Raw genomic sequence first — 15392 nt, 5'->3', positions numbered from 1 at the left:
GCGCTGCCGTTAACTCTTCCAATTGGACTGCAATTGGACCCTTGCGCTGGTTGCGGGTAGAAGGCCGTCACTTTATGATGCGTTATCAATCCAGTGACGCCCCTTTTGCGGCATTCGAGAACGAATTCCGAGAGGCCGCCGCCGGTTCCCTCCTGCCAACAAGTTGGATCCTATGCTCCGAGGAATGCGCAAAGCCTCATCAAACTGGCTCGGCAAAATTATCATGGCCGTGGTGATGGGCGTCCTGATTATCAGTTTCGGCGTTTGGGGCATCGCAGATATTTTCCGGGGCTTCGGACAGTCGACGCTCGCCAAGGTTGGACGCACGGAGATATCGACCGAGCAATTCCGCCAGATCTACAATGATCGGCTGCAACAGGTCGGTCGCCAGTTCGGCCGTCCTCTGACTCAGGATCAGGCCCGCGCGCTCGGGTTCGACCGGCAGGTGCTTCAACAGACCATCGCGGAAGCAGCGCTGGACGAAGAAGCCCGGCGGCTGGGGCTTGGACAGTCGAACGAAGAAACCCTGAAGACGATCTTCGCCGATCCGAACTTCAAGGGAGTCAACGGTTCGTTCGACCCCAACCGCTTCCAGATGCTGATCCGGCAACTCGGTTTCAGCGAGCAACGTTTTATCGCCGAACAGCGGCGAATCTCGCTGCGGCGTCAGATCGCCGGATCGCTCGCGGCCGGACTTGAGCCCTCGAAAGTTCTTCTGGAAGCGCTGGCGCGATTCCAGAGCGAGCAGCGTTCGATCGAATACGTCAAGCTCGGAGCGGCCCAGGCCGGAACGATCGACCCTCCGTCGCCGGAGGCGCTGGCAGCCTATTTTGAAGACCACAAGACGCTGTTCCGCGCGCCTGAGTATCGCAAGATATCGTTCGTCGCCGTGACGCCGGATGAAATCGGCAAGTGGACCGAGGTCTCCGACGAAGACGCCCGAAAGGCTTTCGAGCTGCGTCGCGACAAACTCAGCACGCCCGAGCGCCGGGAGGTCCAGCAGATCATCTTCCCGAACGCGGACGAAGCGACTGCCGCCCGCAACCGCATCGCTTCGGGTTTGTCCTTTGAAGACCTCGCCAAGGAGCGGGGTCTCGGCCCGACCGACACCGACCTCGGCCTGATCGCCAAATCGGCGGCGGGCGATCCCGCGATCGCCGACGCCGCATTCTCGCTATCATCCGGCGAGGTTAGTCAGCCGGCACAAGGACGGTTTGGCGTGGCGTTGCTCAAGGTCGGCAAGATCGAACCGGGCGCCGAAGCGACCTATGAGGGCTACGCCTCGCAGATCAAGCACGATATTGCCGCCGAGCGCGCCCGCGCCAAGGTCGGAGAGCTCAGGGACAAGATGGAAGACGAGCGCGGCGGGGGCGCAAGCGTCGTCGAGGCCGCGCAGAAGCTTGGCCTGACCGCAATCACCATCGATGCGGTGGACCGCTCGGGCCGCCTGCCCGACGGTCAGCCGGCGGCGAACATTCCGCGTGGACTGGATGTGGTTTCGCAGGCCTTCAACACCGATGTCGGCGTCGACAACGATCCGATTTCGTTCAGCGGCGGCTACGTCTGGTACGATGTTGTCAGCATCACCCCGTCACGCGAGCGCAATCTGGACGAGGTCAAGGATCAGGTCGAGGCGAGATGGCGTGCCGAGCAGATCTCGAGCCGGTTGCGCGACAAGGCCAACGAAATGGTTCAGAAGATCAACCAGGGCGGCAAGCTGGTCGATGAGGCGGCGCAGGCCGCCTTGAGTGTCGAAACCGTCGGCGGCTTCAACCGCAGCGCAACTCTGCCCGGTCTCAACGCGGGTGTCGTCGCGGCCGTGTTTGGCACCGCCAAGGACGCCGCCGGCCAAACACCCGACGTCGCCTCGAACGGCTGGATCGTTTTCCGCGTCACCGACGTCAAGGTGCCGCCGGTCGACATGGCCTCGGATGAGATGAAGAAATTCAAGGAAAGCGTTCAGCGCGCGCAGACCGATGAGCAGATCGCCCAGTACATCACCAAGCTGGAAACGACGATCGGCACCAGCGTCAACGAAATCGCGTTTGCGCAGGTGACCGGCGCGAACAACTAACCCTAAAAGCACCAGTGCGCCGAAAGGCTGTCGCGTTCTGCTGAAAGCATGTGATGGACGATCTCAAATCAATCATTGCCAAGGTAGCTACCGGCGCCACGCTTTCGCGCGAGGAGGCCGCATCCGCCTTTGACCGCATGATGTCCGGTGAAGCCACGCCCTCGCAGCTGGGGGGGCTTTTGATGGCGCTTCGCGTCCGCGGCGAGACCGTCGATGAGATCACTGGCGCTGTGTCCGCCGTGCGCGCCAAGATGCTGCGCGTGAAGGCTCCCGCCAACGCCGTCGACGTGGTCGGGACCGGGGGCGACGGTTCCGGGTCGGTCAACGTGTCGACCTGCGCCTCCTTCATTGTCGCCGGGACGGGCGTCCCCGTCGCCAAGCACGGTAACCGCGCGCTGTCGTCGCACTCGGGCGCGGCCGATGTGCTGTCGTCGCTCGGGGTCAAGATCGATATCACGCCCGAGCGGGTCGGCCGCTGCATCGCGGAGGCCGGCATCGGTTTCATGTTCGCGCCCTCCCATCATCCGGCCTGGAAGAACGTCGGGCCGACGCGCGTCGAACTTGCCACCCGCACGATTTTCAATCTGCTGGGACCGCTGGCTAATCCCGCCGGCGTCAAGCGGCAGATGGTCGGCGTGTTCTCGAAGCAATGGGTGCTGCCGCTGGCGCAGGTTCTGAAAAACCTCGGGTCCGAGGCCGTATGGGTGGTGCACGGCTCGGATGGTCTCGACGAGATCACCCTCACCGGCCCGACCTTCGTCGCCGCGCTTGAAGGCGGCGCGATCCGTTCCTTTGAAGTGTCGCCGGAAGATGTCGGCCTCAAACGCGTCGCTGGCGAAGCGCTGAAGGGCGGCAATGCGGCCGCCAATGCCGTCGCGCTGCAAAGCGTTCTTGACGGCAAACCCAGCCCCTATCGCGACGTCGCACTTTTCAATGCCGCGGCGGCGCTGGTCGTGGCCGGTCGAGCAAAGGATTTGAAGGAAGGCCTGACGCTCGGTATCCAATCAATCGACAGCGGCGCGGCGGCCGAACGGCTGAAACGCCTCGTCGCCGTCTCCAACGCCTGAGCAGGTCCGACCATGTCCGATATCCTGAAGCGGATCGAGACCTACAAGCGGGAAGAGATCGCCGCCGCCAAACGCGCGCATCCGCTCTCGAGCCTCGAGGCCCGCGCCAAGGCGGCATCGAGGCCCCGTGGCTTTGTCGCCGCCATCCGCGACAAGCTCGCGCGTGGCGATTACGCCCTCATTGCCGAAATCAAGAAGGCCTCGCCTTCGAGGGGGCTCATTCGGGCCGACTTCGATCCGCCGGCGCTGGCAAAAGCCTATGAGTCCGGCGGCGCCGCCTGCCTTTCTGTTTTGACGGATACGCCCTCGTTCCAGGGTCATATCGATTTTCTGGTTGCCGCGCGCGCGGCCACGCAATTGCCTGTGTTGCGCAAGGATTTCGTCTACGACACCTATCAGGTGACCGAAGCGCGCGCCTATGGTGCCGACTGCATCCTGATCATCATGGCCGCTCTGGAAGACACCGCCGCGCAAGATATCGAGGCAGCCGCCCTCGCCCATGGCATGGACGTCCTCGTCGAAATCCACGACCGAAGCGAGTTGGAGCGGGCACTCAAACTCAAGTCGGCGATGATCGGGGTCAACAACCGCAACCTGCGAACTTTCGAGACCAAGCTTGAGACCAGCGAGGCCCTGGCGCTGCTGATCCCGAAAGACCGTCTGATGGTCGGCGAGAGCGGTATCTTCACGCCGGCAGATCTGGCGCGGCTGGCGCGCGTCGGCATGTCGACGTTCCTGGTCGGCGAAAGCCTGATGCGGCAGAGCGATGTGGCAGCTGCCACCCGCGCGTTACTCGCGCGCGGCGAACCCGTCAGCGCGACAAAGGCCAGTTGAAATATGGCACAGCGGCCGTCCAAGACCACATCATCCACCGAAACCAAGGCCGCCCTCACCCATATCGACGCCAAAGGCGAAGCGCGGATGGTGGACGTGTCCGCCAAGGCCGCAACCGAGCGGGCGGCGGTCGCCGAAGGACGTGTCGTCATGAGCAAGGCAACGCTGGCCTTGATCATGTCCGGCAAAGCCAAGAAAGGCGACGTGCTGGCGACGGCGCGCATCGCCGGAATCATGGCGGCCAAGCGCACCGCCGAGCTCATTCCGCTATGTCATCCGCTGGCCTTGTCGAAAGTAACACTGGACATTTCACCCGACCCCAAGTTGCCGGGCTGCCTGGTCCGGGCGACCGTCAGGGTGACTGGGCCCACCGGCGTCGAGATGGAGGCTTTGACCGCCGTCTCGGTTGCCTGCCTCACGATCTACGACATGATCAAGGCGGTCGAGCGCGGCGCACGCATCGACGGCATTCACCTCGTCGAGAAATCAGGCGGCAAGTCCGGACACTACCGGGCCGAAAACTGAATTTCCGCTTGCGATAAAAGCGGCGGAATTCCAATGACCCGCTATTTCAACGACGTGTTGATCGCGGTGAATTTCGTGTTGAGCTTGGCGCCCAGCCCATTCACGGCCGGAATGATTGCAAGCGCGATGCCTGCCGCAATATATTCGATCGCTGTTGCGCCGGATTCATCGGCGAGAAATGCCTTCAAAGCCTTGATCATTGTAAACTGCCCTTTCCGGGTCGTTGTTTGCGACGCGAATGGCTTCGCAAGGCGCGTGCCCAAGGCCACGTAAAGCCCGTCAGGGCCTTGGATGGTTAAGCCAAAGTGAGCGCCGGGCGATCGGGCAATTCATTCCCAGGCCGGCCCCATTCCTGGCGGCAATTGCTGCCTTCGCTGAAAATAAAATCGGCTGAATTCACCGGCAGTTAACTCCGATTGCTAACCTCACCTCCATACCGCGGCTGTAATAGTCTCGGGCCGGCGCGGGGGATCTGGCCGGCATTCGCATGTGGTGGCGTTCGCGATGACGGCAGACGGTGGCAGCTCCTTCGACCTGAAGGCTTTTCTTTCCAGTGGTCCGATTCGCTCGCTGATCAGCGGCGGCGCGTTCCTGATCGTGGCCATCGCGATCGGCACTACTATCATGGTCGACAACTTTCGCGAGCGGGCGTTGCTCAGCAACGAGCGCGAACTTGAAAATACGGTGCAGTTGATCACTCGTCACTACGACCAGCAGATGGAAGACTTCACCATCGTCCTGAAGGACGTTGCAGCCTATGTCCGCTCCACTGGAATCAGCTCCGAAGTATTGAGAGGACAGCTCGCCACGCTGGAATGGCACGAGGAATTGAGAACTAAGGTCAATGGCAATTCCGCCGCGGCAGGCATAAACGTATTCGACGCCAATGGCACGCTGATCAACTCCTCCGAGGTCTGGCCGGTCCCGGACGTCAACGTTTCTGACCGCATCTATTTCAGAACTCTCCAATCCGGCAACGCCCCCACGCCAATCCAGATCGAACTCGTGCGGAGTCGCATCTCCGGCAACTGGGCGACCATCGTCGCTCAGAGACTAACCGGGCCGAAAGGCGAGTTCGCAGGCGTCATCACACGGTCAATCCTGCCGGGGACCTTCGAAAAATACTTTGCCTCCGTGGTGCTCCGGGAAGGTGCGGCGATTTCGATGTACCGGCGCGATGGAATCCTGTTGGCGCGTTTTCCGCACATCGAACACATGATCGGCTCCAACATCCGGACCAGCAGCATCTACGCCTACATGTCCTTGTCGAGCGGCGGCACCCTGCGCCTGACCAGTCCGATCGACGGACAGGAGCGACTGGCGTCGGTCAATACCCTGCAACATTTCCCGATCTCGATCGTCGCGAGCGTGACGGTCGATGCCGCGCTGGCCGACTGGCGGGCGCAAACCCGGTTTTTGGTTCTCGTCGCAACCCTCTCCGCGATCGTCATCGCGGTCATGCTGTTTCTGTTCGTTCGCAAGCTGCTGCAACAGCACCGGACCGAAAAGCAGCGGCTGGACACCGCCATCAACAACATGTCGCAGGGCCTGCTGCTCTACGATTCCTCCGAGCGGCTCGTGGTTTGTAACCAGCGCTACATTTCGATGTACGGACTATCGCCTGACGTCGTAAAGCCCGGTCTCCGTTTTCGCGATCTCCTGCTGTACAGAAAGAAGATCGGGTCGTTCAAAGGCGACGTCGAGGCATTTATTTCTACGGTCAAGCACAACGTCGCGATCGGAAAGACAACGCGCAATACTTTCGAGACGGGCGAAGGACGCCTGATCCAGATCGTGAATCAGCCGCTCAAAGACGGCTGGCTCGCCACCCACGACGATATTACCGAGCGGACGCGCGCCGAAGAGCAAATCCGGCATCTGGCGCATTACGATGCGCTGACCGACCTGCCAAATCGCGCCCTGTTCCACGGGCGGCTGGGTCAAGAACTCGCCTCGGCCGCTGCGGACCGGCAACTGGCGGTGCTCTATATCGACATCGACGAGTTCAAAAGCGTCAACGACTCGCTCGGCCATATGATCGGCGACGAACTGCTGAAGTCGGTCGCCCGGCGACTTGGCGCCTGTATCGAAAGCAGCGATTTCGTCGCACGGCTTGGCGGCGATGAATTTGCCATCGTCAAGACCGGTGTGAAGGATCCGGATGAGGTTGCCGAACTCGCCATACAGGTTCTGGATGCGATCCGCGCGCCCTATAACTGCTTGGGCCACCAGGTGACCTCCGACGCCAGTATCGGCGTCGCGCTCGCTCCCCAGCACGGCACCAACCTCGACCAGATTCTCAAGAACGCGGATCTGGCGATGTATGCCGCCAAATCGGCGGGGCGCCGCACCTGGCGCTTCTTCGAGCCTGCAATGGACGCGCATGTCCGGGCCCGCCGTCAGCTGGAAATCGATCTGCGCAAGGCGATCGCCGACCAGGCGCTTGAAGTTTACTACCAGCCCTGCCTCAGCCTTCTGAGCGACAGGATCACGGGGTGTGAAGCGCTGTTGCGCTGGCGTCATCCCGAACGCGGCATGATTTCGCCCGTCGAATTTATTCCAATCGCGGAAGAAACCGGCTTGATCAATGAACTCGGCGAATGGGTCCTGGCCAAAGCCTGCATCGAGGCCACCACCTGGCCCGAGGGAATCAACCTCGCGGTCAACGTCTCGCCGGTTCAGTTCAAAAGCGGCACGCTTGCCTTGAAGATTGTTTCGGCCCTGGCCGCCTCCGGGCTGCCGGCGCACCGGCTGGAACTGGAAATCACCGAGGCCGTCTTGATCCGCGACGACGAGGCCGCACTCGATATCCTGCACCAGCTCCGCGAGATCGGCGTGCAGATCGCGCTCGACGATTTCGGCACCGGCTATTCATCGCTGAGCTATTTGCAGCGCTTTCCCTTCGACAAGATCAAGATCGACCGCTGCTTCGTCAACGACCTCGCCGAAGCAGGCGGATCCTCCATCGTGCAGGCGGTGGTCAATATCGCTGCCGCGCGGCACATGAAGACAACGGCGGAAGGCGTCGAAACCGAGCGGCAGCAGCAATTGCTGCGCGCGCTAGGTTGCACCGAAATGCAGGGCTATCTCTTCAGCGCGCCGAAGCCCGCTGAAGAACTGAGAGAAATCCTGTTTGCCCACCGCGCAATGTCGGCCTCTACGGCTTGATTCCAGCCTTAGTTCGGCACCGATGCCTTTGAGGACGCAGCAGCCGGCCCGCCCGCGTTCACGGTGACACCGCGCAACACGTTGAAGGCTGCAGCCAGCGCCTTGTCGTCCTTCTCGGCCGGCGGAACGTAGGACTGAGAGCCCGTTTGTTCGGCGCCCTCCGCAGAGAGATGTCCTCGCATCGAGGCCTCGCCCTTCATTTCGGCGCGCCCCTTCAGTTCGTCAGGGACATCCTGCAACACCTCGATGTCGGGCACGACGCCCTGCGCCTGGATCGAGTGTCCGGACGGCGTAAAATACCGGGCTGTGGTCAGAGCCAGCGCGCCATGGCCTCCACCAAGCGGGATGATGGTCTGTACCGAACCTTTGCCGAATGAACGGGTGCCGATCACGGTTGCCCGCTTGTGGTCATGCAGGGCGCCTGCGACGATCTCGGAAGCCGAGGCCGAACCGCCATTGATCAGGACGACGAGCGGCTTGCCCTTGGTCAGGTCGCCGCCACGGGCGGAAAAGCGCTGGGTTTCCTCGGGCCGGCGTCCCCGGGTCGACACGACCTCGCCGCGCGCCAAAAATGCACTGGAGACCGATACGGCCTGATCGAGCAAGCCGCCGGGATTATTGCGCAGGTCGAGCACATAGCCCGCCAAACCCTGCTGCGGGATTTGCTTGGCGATATCGGCAATCGCCTTCTTCAATTCGTCACCGGTCGTTTCGCTGAACGACGAAATCCTGACATAGCCGATATCGCCGCCGTTGGTGCGATAGCTGACGGGTCGCACGTGAATGATTTCACGCGTGAGGGTCACGTAAATGGGCGCGTCAGCACCCTTGCGCAGGATGGTGAGCTTGGTCTGGGTGTCGACCGGCCCTTTCATCTTGTTGACGGCCTGCTCCAGCGTGAGCCCTTGCACGGCGTCCTCGTCGATCTGGGAGATGAAATCCCCGGACAGGATTCCGGCTTTGGCGGCCGGGGTGTCGTCCATCGGCGTGACGACCTTGACCAGACCGTCCTCCATCGTGACTTCGATGCCGAGCCCGCCGAACTCGCCGCGCGTCGTCTCCTGCATTTCGTGCCAGGAGCTGTCGTTCATGTACCGGGAATGCGGATCGAGCGAGGTGATCATGCCGTTGATCGCGCCCTCAACGAGCTGCGAATCGTCCGGCTTCTCGACGTAGTCGGTCCGGACTCGCTCGAACACATCACCAAATAGATTGAGTTGCGAATAAACATCGCCCTCCACTTTCGCCTTGGCCACGGCAACCAATTGCGCGCCGTGCGGCCCGCTAAGAGCAAGGGTGAGGCAGACGCCTGTAACCGTACCGAGGAGAAACAGGGAGTTCTTTCGCATGTGGCGAGCCTTTTGGTTGGTTCCGCGGGCCCCTTTTCAGAGCCACTGGCGACCTTCGTTTGGTTATCCGGTCAAACCGGTCATTCGCGACACTTTTCCGGTAGCATTAAGGCCGCTTTGAGGGCGCCGGAACACTGTTCCGGTCACAGGCAACGCGTTCGGTCAGCAACAGATCCGGTGACAACGCTATGCGACTATAGGCGTTTCGCGGGCGCCTGAAACCGGAAATCCACTTTATGTCCAATTTGTAATTGCCGAAAGGATAGGCGCAATCATCCTTGAGCACGACTCCCGCTCACGGCTGCTTGGAGTCCATCAGCACGAACAGGATCCGGCAAGTCTCAGTTCCGTGATTGACCCATGCGTGATTAGTGGCCTGCTGGACGATCGTATCGCCGGGCTTGAGGCGAACGACGGAGTCATCGAGCACCATATCGATCTCCCCCGACAGCACCACCGCGTAGTCGACACTGCGCGTCCGATGCATCAGAGGATGGGTGACGGGGCGGCCTCTCGCCGGGGCCACCGGGCCGACCGCTTTCATCAAAGCTCCGGGTTCCATCTTGGATTCGGTGGCGGGGTCGAGTGGCGGAAACTCTACCACGCGGAATTTGGTGCCGTTGTCGAGCGGAGAGACACCAACCGGGATCGACGACGTGTCTTCTTTGAACGAAAAGCCGAGCGGGTAGGAATTGGTGACCCACAGATTGGTCGCTTGCAGACCCAAGAGGCCGGCTTGCAGCGGCATGCGGCTGTCGAACAATACGACCGCCTTGTTGTCGGCGTCGAGACCGGTGACGACGCGGCGGATGTCGGAGGCTTGGGCGGTGGCTGAGCCTGCCAGCAGCGTGGCAACGGCAAACGATTGGATGGTGCGAAACATCATGGTCGAACTTCCTCGCGTCGATAAGGGCTGATCTGCGTCAGCATGGGATGGAGGATGGCAGTGCGGGTGCGAGCCGGTCAACCGCAAGGCGGACTAGCCCCGGGATGCCGTCAAACATAACCGCAAGGCTTACCCGGCTGCGCGCGATAGGTTATGGATAGCCTTAGAGGTGCAGAAAGGCTTCCGAAACCGGAAGGCAGGCGCCCTTAACCGGAAATAATCCGGGGCAACGCTCGGGGAGGACCACCACATGCTCAAGTCAATTTCTCTTGCCACCGCTACGCTCGCGATTTCGGCCGCCTGTTTCGTCTTGCTGGCGGCCGGCCAGCGCGTTGAAGCGCAGTCGGCCGGAATGTACGTCAACTCCGTCGATCTCGATATCTTGCCGGCGGAGCGCGACAACTTCCTGGCTGCGATCAAGGAGAACGGTGCGGCAGCGGTCACGGAGCCAGGCTGCAAGCGGTTCGACATTCTCAACCTAGCGAGCGACCCAAACCATTTCCTGCTCTATGAGGTTTACGAAAACGAGGCCGCGCTCAAAGCGCACCGCGAGACCGATCATTTCAAGAAATTCGCGGCTGCCGCGTCGAAAATGGTCGCCAAACGTGACGCCCGGGCGATGTCGGTCATTGCATCAAACGCGAAATGATGGATTTCAGAATGCCCGGCCTTGGCGGCGACACTGACACCGCAGGCTGGGCATTCCTGATACGCGCTGAACGGTTTTGCATGACGAACGGCTGACGCTAAAGAAAGGTTGTTCGAAGCTATCGCCGTCGGAAATACTAAGGAGAAGAAAATGAACGAAGTCACCCGTATCCCGACAAGCACCGAACTGGGCGCCAGCGCCGAGCCGTTTCAGAACCTCCATGAGTTCGTGAAAAAGGCCCGCGCCAACCTCAACCAGAATGCCTGGGACTATATCGTCGGCGCCACCGAGACCGAAACCACGATGCGCCGCAACCGTATGGCGCTCGACGAGATCGCGTTCAGGCCGCGGGTGTTGCGCAACGTCGCGCGCATCGATGCCACGACCGAGGTATTCGGCCGCAAATTGCGCCTGCCGATCATGATGGCCCCTGTCGGCGCGCTGGAAATCTTCGATCCAGCCGGTTCAGGAGCCAGCGTCGCGCGCGGCGTCGGCCGGTTTGGCGCCGCCCACATGTTGAGCTCGGTGTCGGAGCCGGGGCTCGAAAAGGTCGCCGAGGCCGAGCCGGACGCGCTGCGTATCTATCAGCTTTATGTCCGGGGTGACGATGCCTTTGTCGAAGATCGCATCGCGCGCGCGATCGCGAGCGGCTACACGGCCTTCTGCCTGACCGTCGACACCGCGCATTACAGCCGCCGCGAACGCGATATCGCCAAACGCTACGTCCGCGAAAGCCGTTTGCGCGCTACCGGCGGCGATTTCCAGAAGGGGCTCGATTGGCGCACCGTCAAGCTGATCAAGGACAAGTACAAGATCCCGCTGGTCATCAAGGGCATTGCTACCGGCGAGGACGCGGCGATCGCGGTCGATCACGGCGTCGAGTGGATTTACGTCTCCAACCACGGCGGGCGCCAGCTCGACCAGGGCCGCGGCTCCATGCACGTGCTGCCGGAGGTCGTGGCCGCGGTCAAAGGCCGTGCGAAAATCATGGTAGACGGTTCGTTCTGCCGCGGCACCGATATCGTCAAGGCGATCATTCTGGGCGCCGACCTCGTCGGGATCGGACGGCTGCAATGTTGGGCATTGGCGGCAGGCGGCGAAGCCGGCATCGTTCGGATGCTCGAGCTGTTGGAAGATGAAGTGGTCCGTACCCTGGGCCTGTTGGGCGTCACCAAATTTGCCGAACTCGACAAATCCTACCTGCATCCGGCGACGCCGACCAACCTGCCGAGCGTCTTCTCAGCCTTCCCGCTTCTGGATATCGACCCCTACCGGTATTGAAAAATCGCAATCGGCGATGAACGAGTTGGCCCTTTCGCCCGGCGGCGCCGACGCTTTGCTGTTCGATCTCGGCCGCGTCGTGCTCGACATCGATTTCAGCCGGGTTCTGCATTGCTGGGCACGCCATGCCGGTTGCGAGCCGATGCAACTCGGTCTGCCCTTCTGGCGTGACGAATTGTATCGCCGTCACGAAAAGGGCGAGATCAGCGATGAGGTTTTCTTTGCCGGATTGAGATCCTCGCTCGGCATCGAGATTTCCGACGCGCAATTCATCGAGGGCTGGAACGCGATCTTCATCGGGGTCATTCCCGGGATTCAGCAACTGCTCGCCCGCGCCGCCCAACGCCTGCCGCTCTATGCGTTCTCCAACACCAATGCCCCGCACGTAGCCCATTTCTCCGGTCAATATGCCGAGGTGCTCGGTCATTTCCGCGAGATCTTCCTGTCCTCCACAATCGGGCTTCGAAAGCCGGATGCGGAGGCCTATGATCATGTGGTGCAAGCCATTGGAGTACCGGCGGAGCGCATTGTGTTCTTCGATGATCTCGACGAAAACATCGAGGGTGCGCGCCAACGCGGCCTCAAAGCCGTTCTTGTGACCTCGACCGACGACGTGGCAAGAACGCTGGACGCACTTGGAATCTAGAAGAGCTCGAATTTAGGAAAAGCCGTTTTGAAGCTGTTCGCTCGCGGAGTTTTGTCTTGGCCCTGATGCCGGTCGCCGACGCGCTGGCCGCGGTTCTTTCGGGCGCCGAAGCGCTGCCCGAGGAGATGGTCGCGCTCGATTCAGCTTACAAGAGGATCCTCGCCCACGACCTCGCGGCGCTCCGCACCCAGCCGCCCGACGCGATGTCGGCCATGGACGGCTATGCGGTGCGCGCTGCGGATGCCGCGCGCGCCGGAGCCCGGCTGAAGGTGATTGGCGAGATCGCGGCTGGACGGCCCTTTGATCGCATCGTAGGACCGGGCGAAGCGGCGCGCATCTTTACCGGCGGCGTCATGCCCGACGGGGCCGACGCCGTCATCATTCAGGAAGACACCGTCATCGAGAGCGGCGGAATTACCGTCACCGAAGCAGCCGTCGCGGGACGCCACATCCGCCGCGCCGGCGTCGACTTTCGGCAAGGCGACGTATTGCTGAAGGCCGGCAGCGAACTCTCCGACCGCGATCTCTCGCTCGCGGCTTCCATGAACTATCCGCTCCTGCCCGTCCGCCGCCGGCCCAAGGTCGCGCTGCTCGCCACCGGCGACGAACTGGTGATGCCGGGCGAAACGCCCGGACCCGGTCAGATCGTCTACTCCAACGGCTACGCACTGCGCGCGCTTACCCGGGCCGAGGGTGCCGACGTCATCGACCTCGGCATTGCCGCGGATACGCTTGATGCTACGACCAGCGGAATTCGCCGCGCCCGCGACGTCGGCGCCGATATCCTGATCACGACCGGCGGCGCCTCGGTCGGCGACCACGACCTCGTCAAGCAGGCGCTGGATGCCGAAGGTGTCGCGATGGCGTTCTGGCGGATCGCCATGCGACCCGGCAAACCGCTGATGCACGGGCGTCTCGGCGCGATGCGGGTGATCGGCCTGCCCGGCAATCCCGTGTCGTCCTATGTGTGCGCCTTCCTGTTTCTCGTGCCGTTGATTCGGAGACTCTGCGGCCGAGTCACGATCCATCACGCGACCGAATCCGCGCTGCTGGGGCGTGACATCGCCGCCAACGATCAACGCGAGGACTATCTGCGCGCACGTCTTGCGACACGAAACGATGGTGCTTTAATCGTAACACCGGTCGATCATCAGGACAGTTCGCTGCTCGGGAATCTCGCTGCGGCACAGGCACTTTTGATCCGTCCGCCCTTTGCACCCGCAGCCAAGGCAGGCTCTGCTTGCAACATCCTCAGGCTCCCGGCCTGAGTGAGTTCCGGCGCGTTCTCCCGCAGGCCGTCTCGTTGACGAAAAATTAAGTGGTTGCGGAACACATATGGAACAGATAGTGTTCGTTCATGATTTGTTTCTGAGCTTCGACGATGATGACTGGCTTCTTTGAATGGGATCGGGCGCTCCCTCAAGGTCTCAACGTCGGGTGCCTCGGGAATAGAGTCTCGGAAATAGAACGACAGCAACCTGGGGACTTGTCGAGATGCTGACGCGCAAACAATACGAACTTCTGCGGTTCATAAGCGAACGGCTGAAGGAGTCGGGAGTACCGCCCTCCTTCGACGAGATGAAGGACGCGCTCGACCTGCGCTCGAAGTCCGGCATCCACCGCCTGATTACCGCCCTGGAAGAGCGCGGCTTCATTCGACGCCTCCCCAATCGCGCCCGCGCTATCGAAGTGATCAAGCTTCCCGAATTGGCCAGTGCCGGCGGCAATGGCCGGCGTGGCTTCACGCCGAGTGTCATTGAGGGCACGCTTGGGAAAGTACGCAGCAGCGGCAGCATCGCCGCCGAGGATGACGGTAACCGTCCCGTAGCCGTGCCGGTCATGGGCCGGATCGCCGCCGGTACGCCGATCGAGGCGCTGCAGACGCGCAGCCATACCATCAGCGTGCCGCCGGACATGCTGGGCTCGGGCGAACACTATGCCCTTGAAGTGCGCGGCGATTCCATGGTGGAAGCTGGAATCCTCGACGGCGACATGGCGCTGATCCAGCGCAACGAAACCGCTGAGACCGGCGATATCGTCGTCGCCTTGATCGACGACGAAGAAGCCACGCTGAAGCGCTTCCGCCGCCGCGGCGCTTCCATCGCGCTCGAACCGGCGAACACCTCCTATGAGGTCCGCATCCTGCCGCCGAACCGGGTCAAGATCCAGGGCAAGCTGATCGGCCTGTACCGGAAATACTGAGCTCGAGCGAAGCTCTCGGCGCCTGCTTTCAACTCTCTCGGTATCGGCCATTTCCTGAGGAACCAAAAGGTTCCTTGGGGCATGCGGCTTTCGCAAAACAAATTTGTGATGCGAGAGGCTGCGGACAGCCGCAGAATTGCCGCCAATCGACAACACTCTCGCAGGCTGATGTTCACCTAGATGGAGGCTGGCGCCTCTTTTCGATAGAATGGCGCGGGCCGGCTATCTCAACCGAGGAGCCATCCGATGTGCGACTACAGTCTGCACGCCGTTGCCACACGCCCTGCCAAAGCGGGGGAAACTCTCATTACCACGACGTTCCACGGCACTTCCACCAGGGGGTTTGCCTCGGAGAGCGAGCCCGACGTGGCGGTCTGCCTGTTGCCGGGAACCGAACTCGCCTTTGCCGACAACGTCAAATACGACAGCCGCTGGTTCTGGACACGGCGATCGGTTTTCCGGGTCGGCAAGCTGGGCGAGATCGATCGGCACCTTCCCGATCGGCATCACGACACGATCGAGTTTCCGGACGGCAGCAAGGTACTGGTGACCCTGCTCCGCGAGGGCCAGCGGGCAACCGTGTTGCAACTTCCCGCCGTCAAACGCGGCGCCCTCCGCCCCGTCCCCGTCGTTACGGCTGTGGCAAGACCGTTGGCCACGGGTTGAGCTGGCAACGTTTGAGAGGATAACGCGCCCGGTCAGTCCAACGGT

At 61.8% G+C, this 15392-nt stretch carries 14 protein-coding genes; 11 read left to right on the top strand and 3 right to left on the bottom strand.

All coding sequences use genetic code 11. The features are described 5' to 3' along the window. Positions 1 to 172: 172 nt before the first annotated feature. From ABSE61_RS16605 to moaC, 4 genes are read left to right on the top strand one after another with little or no spacing between them, the layout of a single operon-like run. The gene (locus ABSE61_RS16605) at positions 173 to 2074 is read left to right on the top strand and encodes a peptidylprolyl isomerase (protein ID WP_423872211.1); all 1902 of its coding nucleotides are present in this window, start codon (positions 173 to 175) and stop codon (positions 2072 to 2074) included. 53 nt (positions 2075 to 2127) lie between these two features. Further along, positions 2128 to 3141 (top strand): anthranilate phosphoribosyltransferase, encoded by a 1014-nt coding sequence (gene trpD, locus ABSE61_RS16600; RefSeq protein ID WP_423872210.1) that lies wholly within the window; start codon positions 2128 to 2130, stop codon positions 3139 to 3141. Between the two features lie 12 nt (positions 3142 to 3153). After that, on the top strand, positions 3154 to 3975 hold the full coding sequence (trpC, locus tag ABSE61_RS16595; RefSeq protein WP_423872209.1) for an indole-3-glycerol phosphate synthase TrpC: 822 nt from the start codon (positions 3154 to 3156) through the stop codon (positions 3973 to 3975). Between the two features lie 3 nt (positions 3976 to 3978). Further along, the gene (moaC, locus tag ABSE61_RS16590; RefSeq protein ID WP_423872208.1) at positions 3979 to 4500 is read left to right on the top strand and encodes a cyclic pyranopterin monophosphate synthase MoaC; all 522 of its coding nucleotides are present in this window, start codon (positions 3979 to 3981) and stop codon (positions 4498 to 4500) included. A gap of 41 nt (positions 4501 to 4541) precedes the next feature. On the opposite strand, the gene ABSE61_RS16585 is transcribed toward moaC, so the two are convergent. Then, complete coding sequence (locus tag ABSE61_RS16585) at positions 4542 to 4700, bottom strand: Flp family type IVb pilin (protein ID WP_423872207.1); 159 nt, start codon at positions 4698 to 4700, stop codon at positions 4542 to 4544. 304 nt (positions 4701 to 5004) lie between these two features. On the opposite strand from ABSE61_RS16585, the gene ABSE61_RS16580 reads away from it, so the two are divergent. Then, complete coding sequence (locus ABSE61_RS16580) at positions 5005 to 7668, top strand: bifunctional diguanylate cyclase/phosphodiesterase (RefSeq protein WP_423872206.1); 2664 nt, start codon at positions 5005 to 5007, stop codon at positions 7666 to 7668. Positions 7669 to 7676: 8 nt separating this feature from the next. Here ABSE61_RS16580 and ABSE61_RS16575 read toward each other — a convergent pair whose 3' ends face one another. Together ABSE61_RS16575 and ABSE61_RS16570 are read right to left on the bottom strand one after the other, a co-directional pair. Further along, positions 7677 to 9017 (bottom strand): S41 family peptidase, encoded by a 1341-nt coding sequence (locus tag ABSE61_RS16575; protein WP_423872205.1) that lies wholly within the window; start codon positions 9015 to 9017, stop codon positions 7677 to 7679. A gap of 295 nt (positions 9018 to 9312) precedes the next feature. Next, entirely contained in the window at positions 9313 to 9903 is a 591-nt protein-coding gene (locus ABSE61_RS16570) for a cupin domain-containing protein (RefSeq protein ID WP_423872204.1), read from the bottom strand. Positions 9904 to 10153: 250 nt separating this feature from the next. Between ABSE61_RS16570 and ABSE61_RS16565 the strand changes: the two genes are divergently transcribed. The 6 genes from ABSE61_RS16565 to ABSE61_RS16540 all read left to right on the top strand — a co-directional run bounded on the left by ABSE61_RS16565 (position 10154) and on the right by ABSE61_RS16540 (position 15347). Beyond that, positions 10154 to 10552, top strand: a complete 399-nt coding sequence (locus ABSE61_RS16565) for a putative quinol monooxygenase (RefSeq protein WP_423872203.1) — start codon at positions 10154 to 10156, stop codon at positions 10550 to 10552. A 150-nt stretch (positions 10553 to 10702) separates the two neighbouring features. Next, the gene (locus tag ABSE61_RS16560) at positions 10703 to 11833 is read left to right on the top strand and encodes an alpha-hydroxy acid oxidase (RefSeq protein ID WP_423872202.1); all 1131 of its coding nucleotides are present in this window, start codon (positions 10703 to 10705) and stop codon (positions 11831 to 11833) included. 16 nt (positions 11834 to 11849) lie between these two features. Then, positions 11850 to 12479, top strand: a complete 630-nt coding sequence (locus tag ABSE61_RS16555; protein WP_423872201.1) for an HAD-IA family hydrolase — start codon at positions 11850 to 11852, stop codon at positions 12477 to 12479. A gap of 56 nt (positions 12480 to 12535) precedes the next feature. After that, the gene (locus tag ABSE61_RS16550; protein WP_423872200.1) at positions 12536 to 13747 is read left to right on the top strand and encodes a molybdopterin molybdotransferase MoeA; all 1212 of its coding nucleotides are present in this window, start codon (positions 12536 to 12538) and stop codon (positions 13745 to 13747) included. Positions 13748 to 13973: 226 nt separating this feature from the next. Beyond that, the gene (gene lexA, locus ABSE61_RS16545; protein WP_423872199.1) at positions 13974 to 14681 is read left to right on the top strand and encodes a transcriptional repressor LexA; all 708 of its coding nucleotides are present in this window, start codon (positions 13974 to 13976) and stop codon (positions 14679 to 14681) included. A gap of 246 nt (positions 14682 to 14927) precedes the next feature. Then, entirely contained in the window at positions 14928 to 15347 is a 420-nt protein-coding gene (locus ABSE61_RS16540; protein ID WP_423872198.1) for a hypothetical protein, read from the top strand. Positions 15348 to 15392: the final 45 nt, after the last annotated feature.

It is taken from the genome of Bradyrhizobium sp. (assembly GCF_049519115.1).
GTDB lineage: Bacteria > Pseudomonadota > Alphaproteobacteria > Rhizobiales > Xanthobacteraceae > Bradyrhizobium.
Note: the sequence above shows the minus strand (reverse complement) of the source record. Positions and strands in the feature narration are given on the sequence as shown.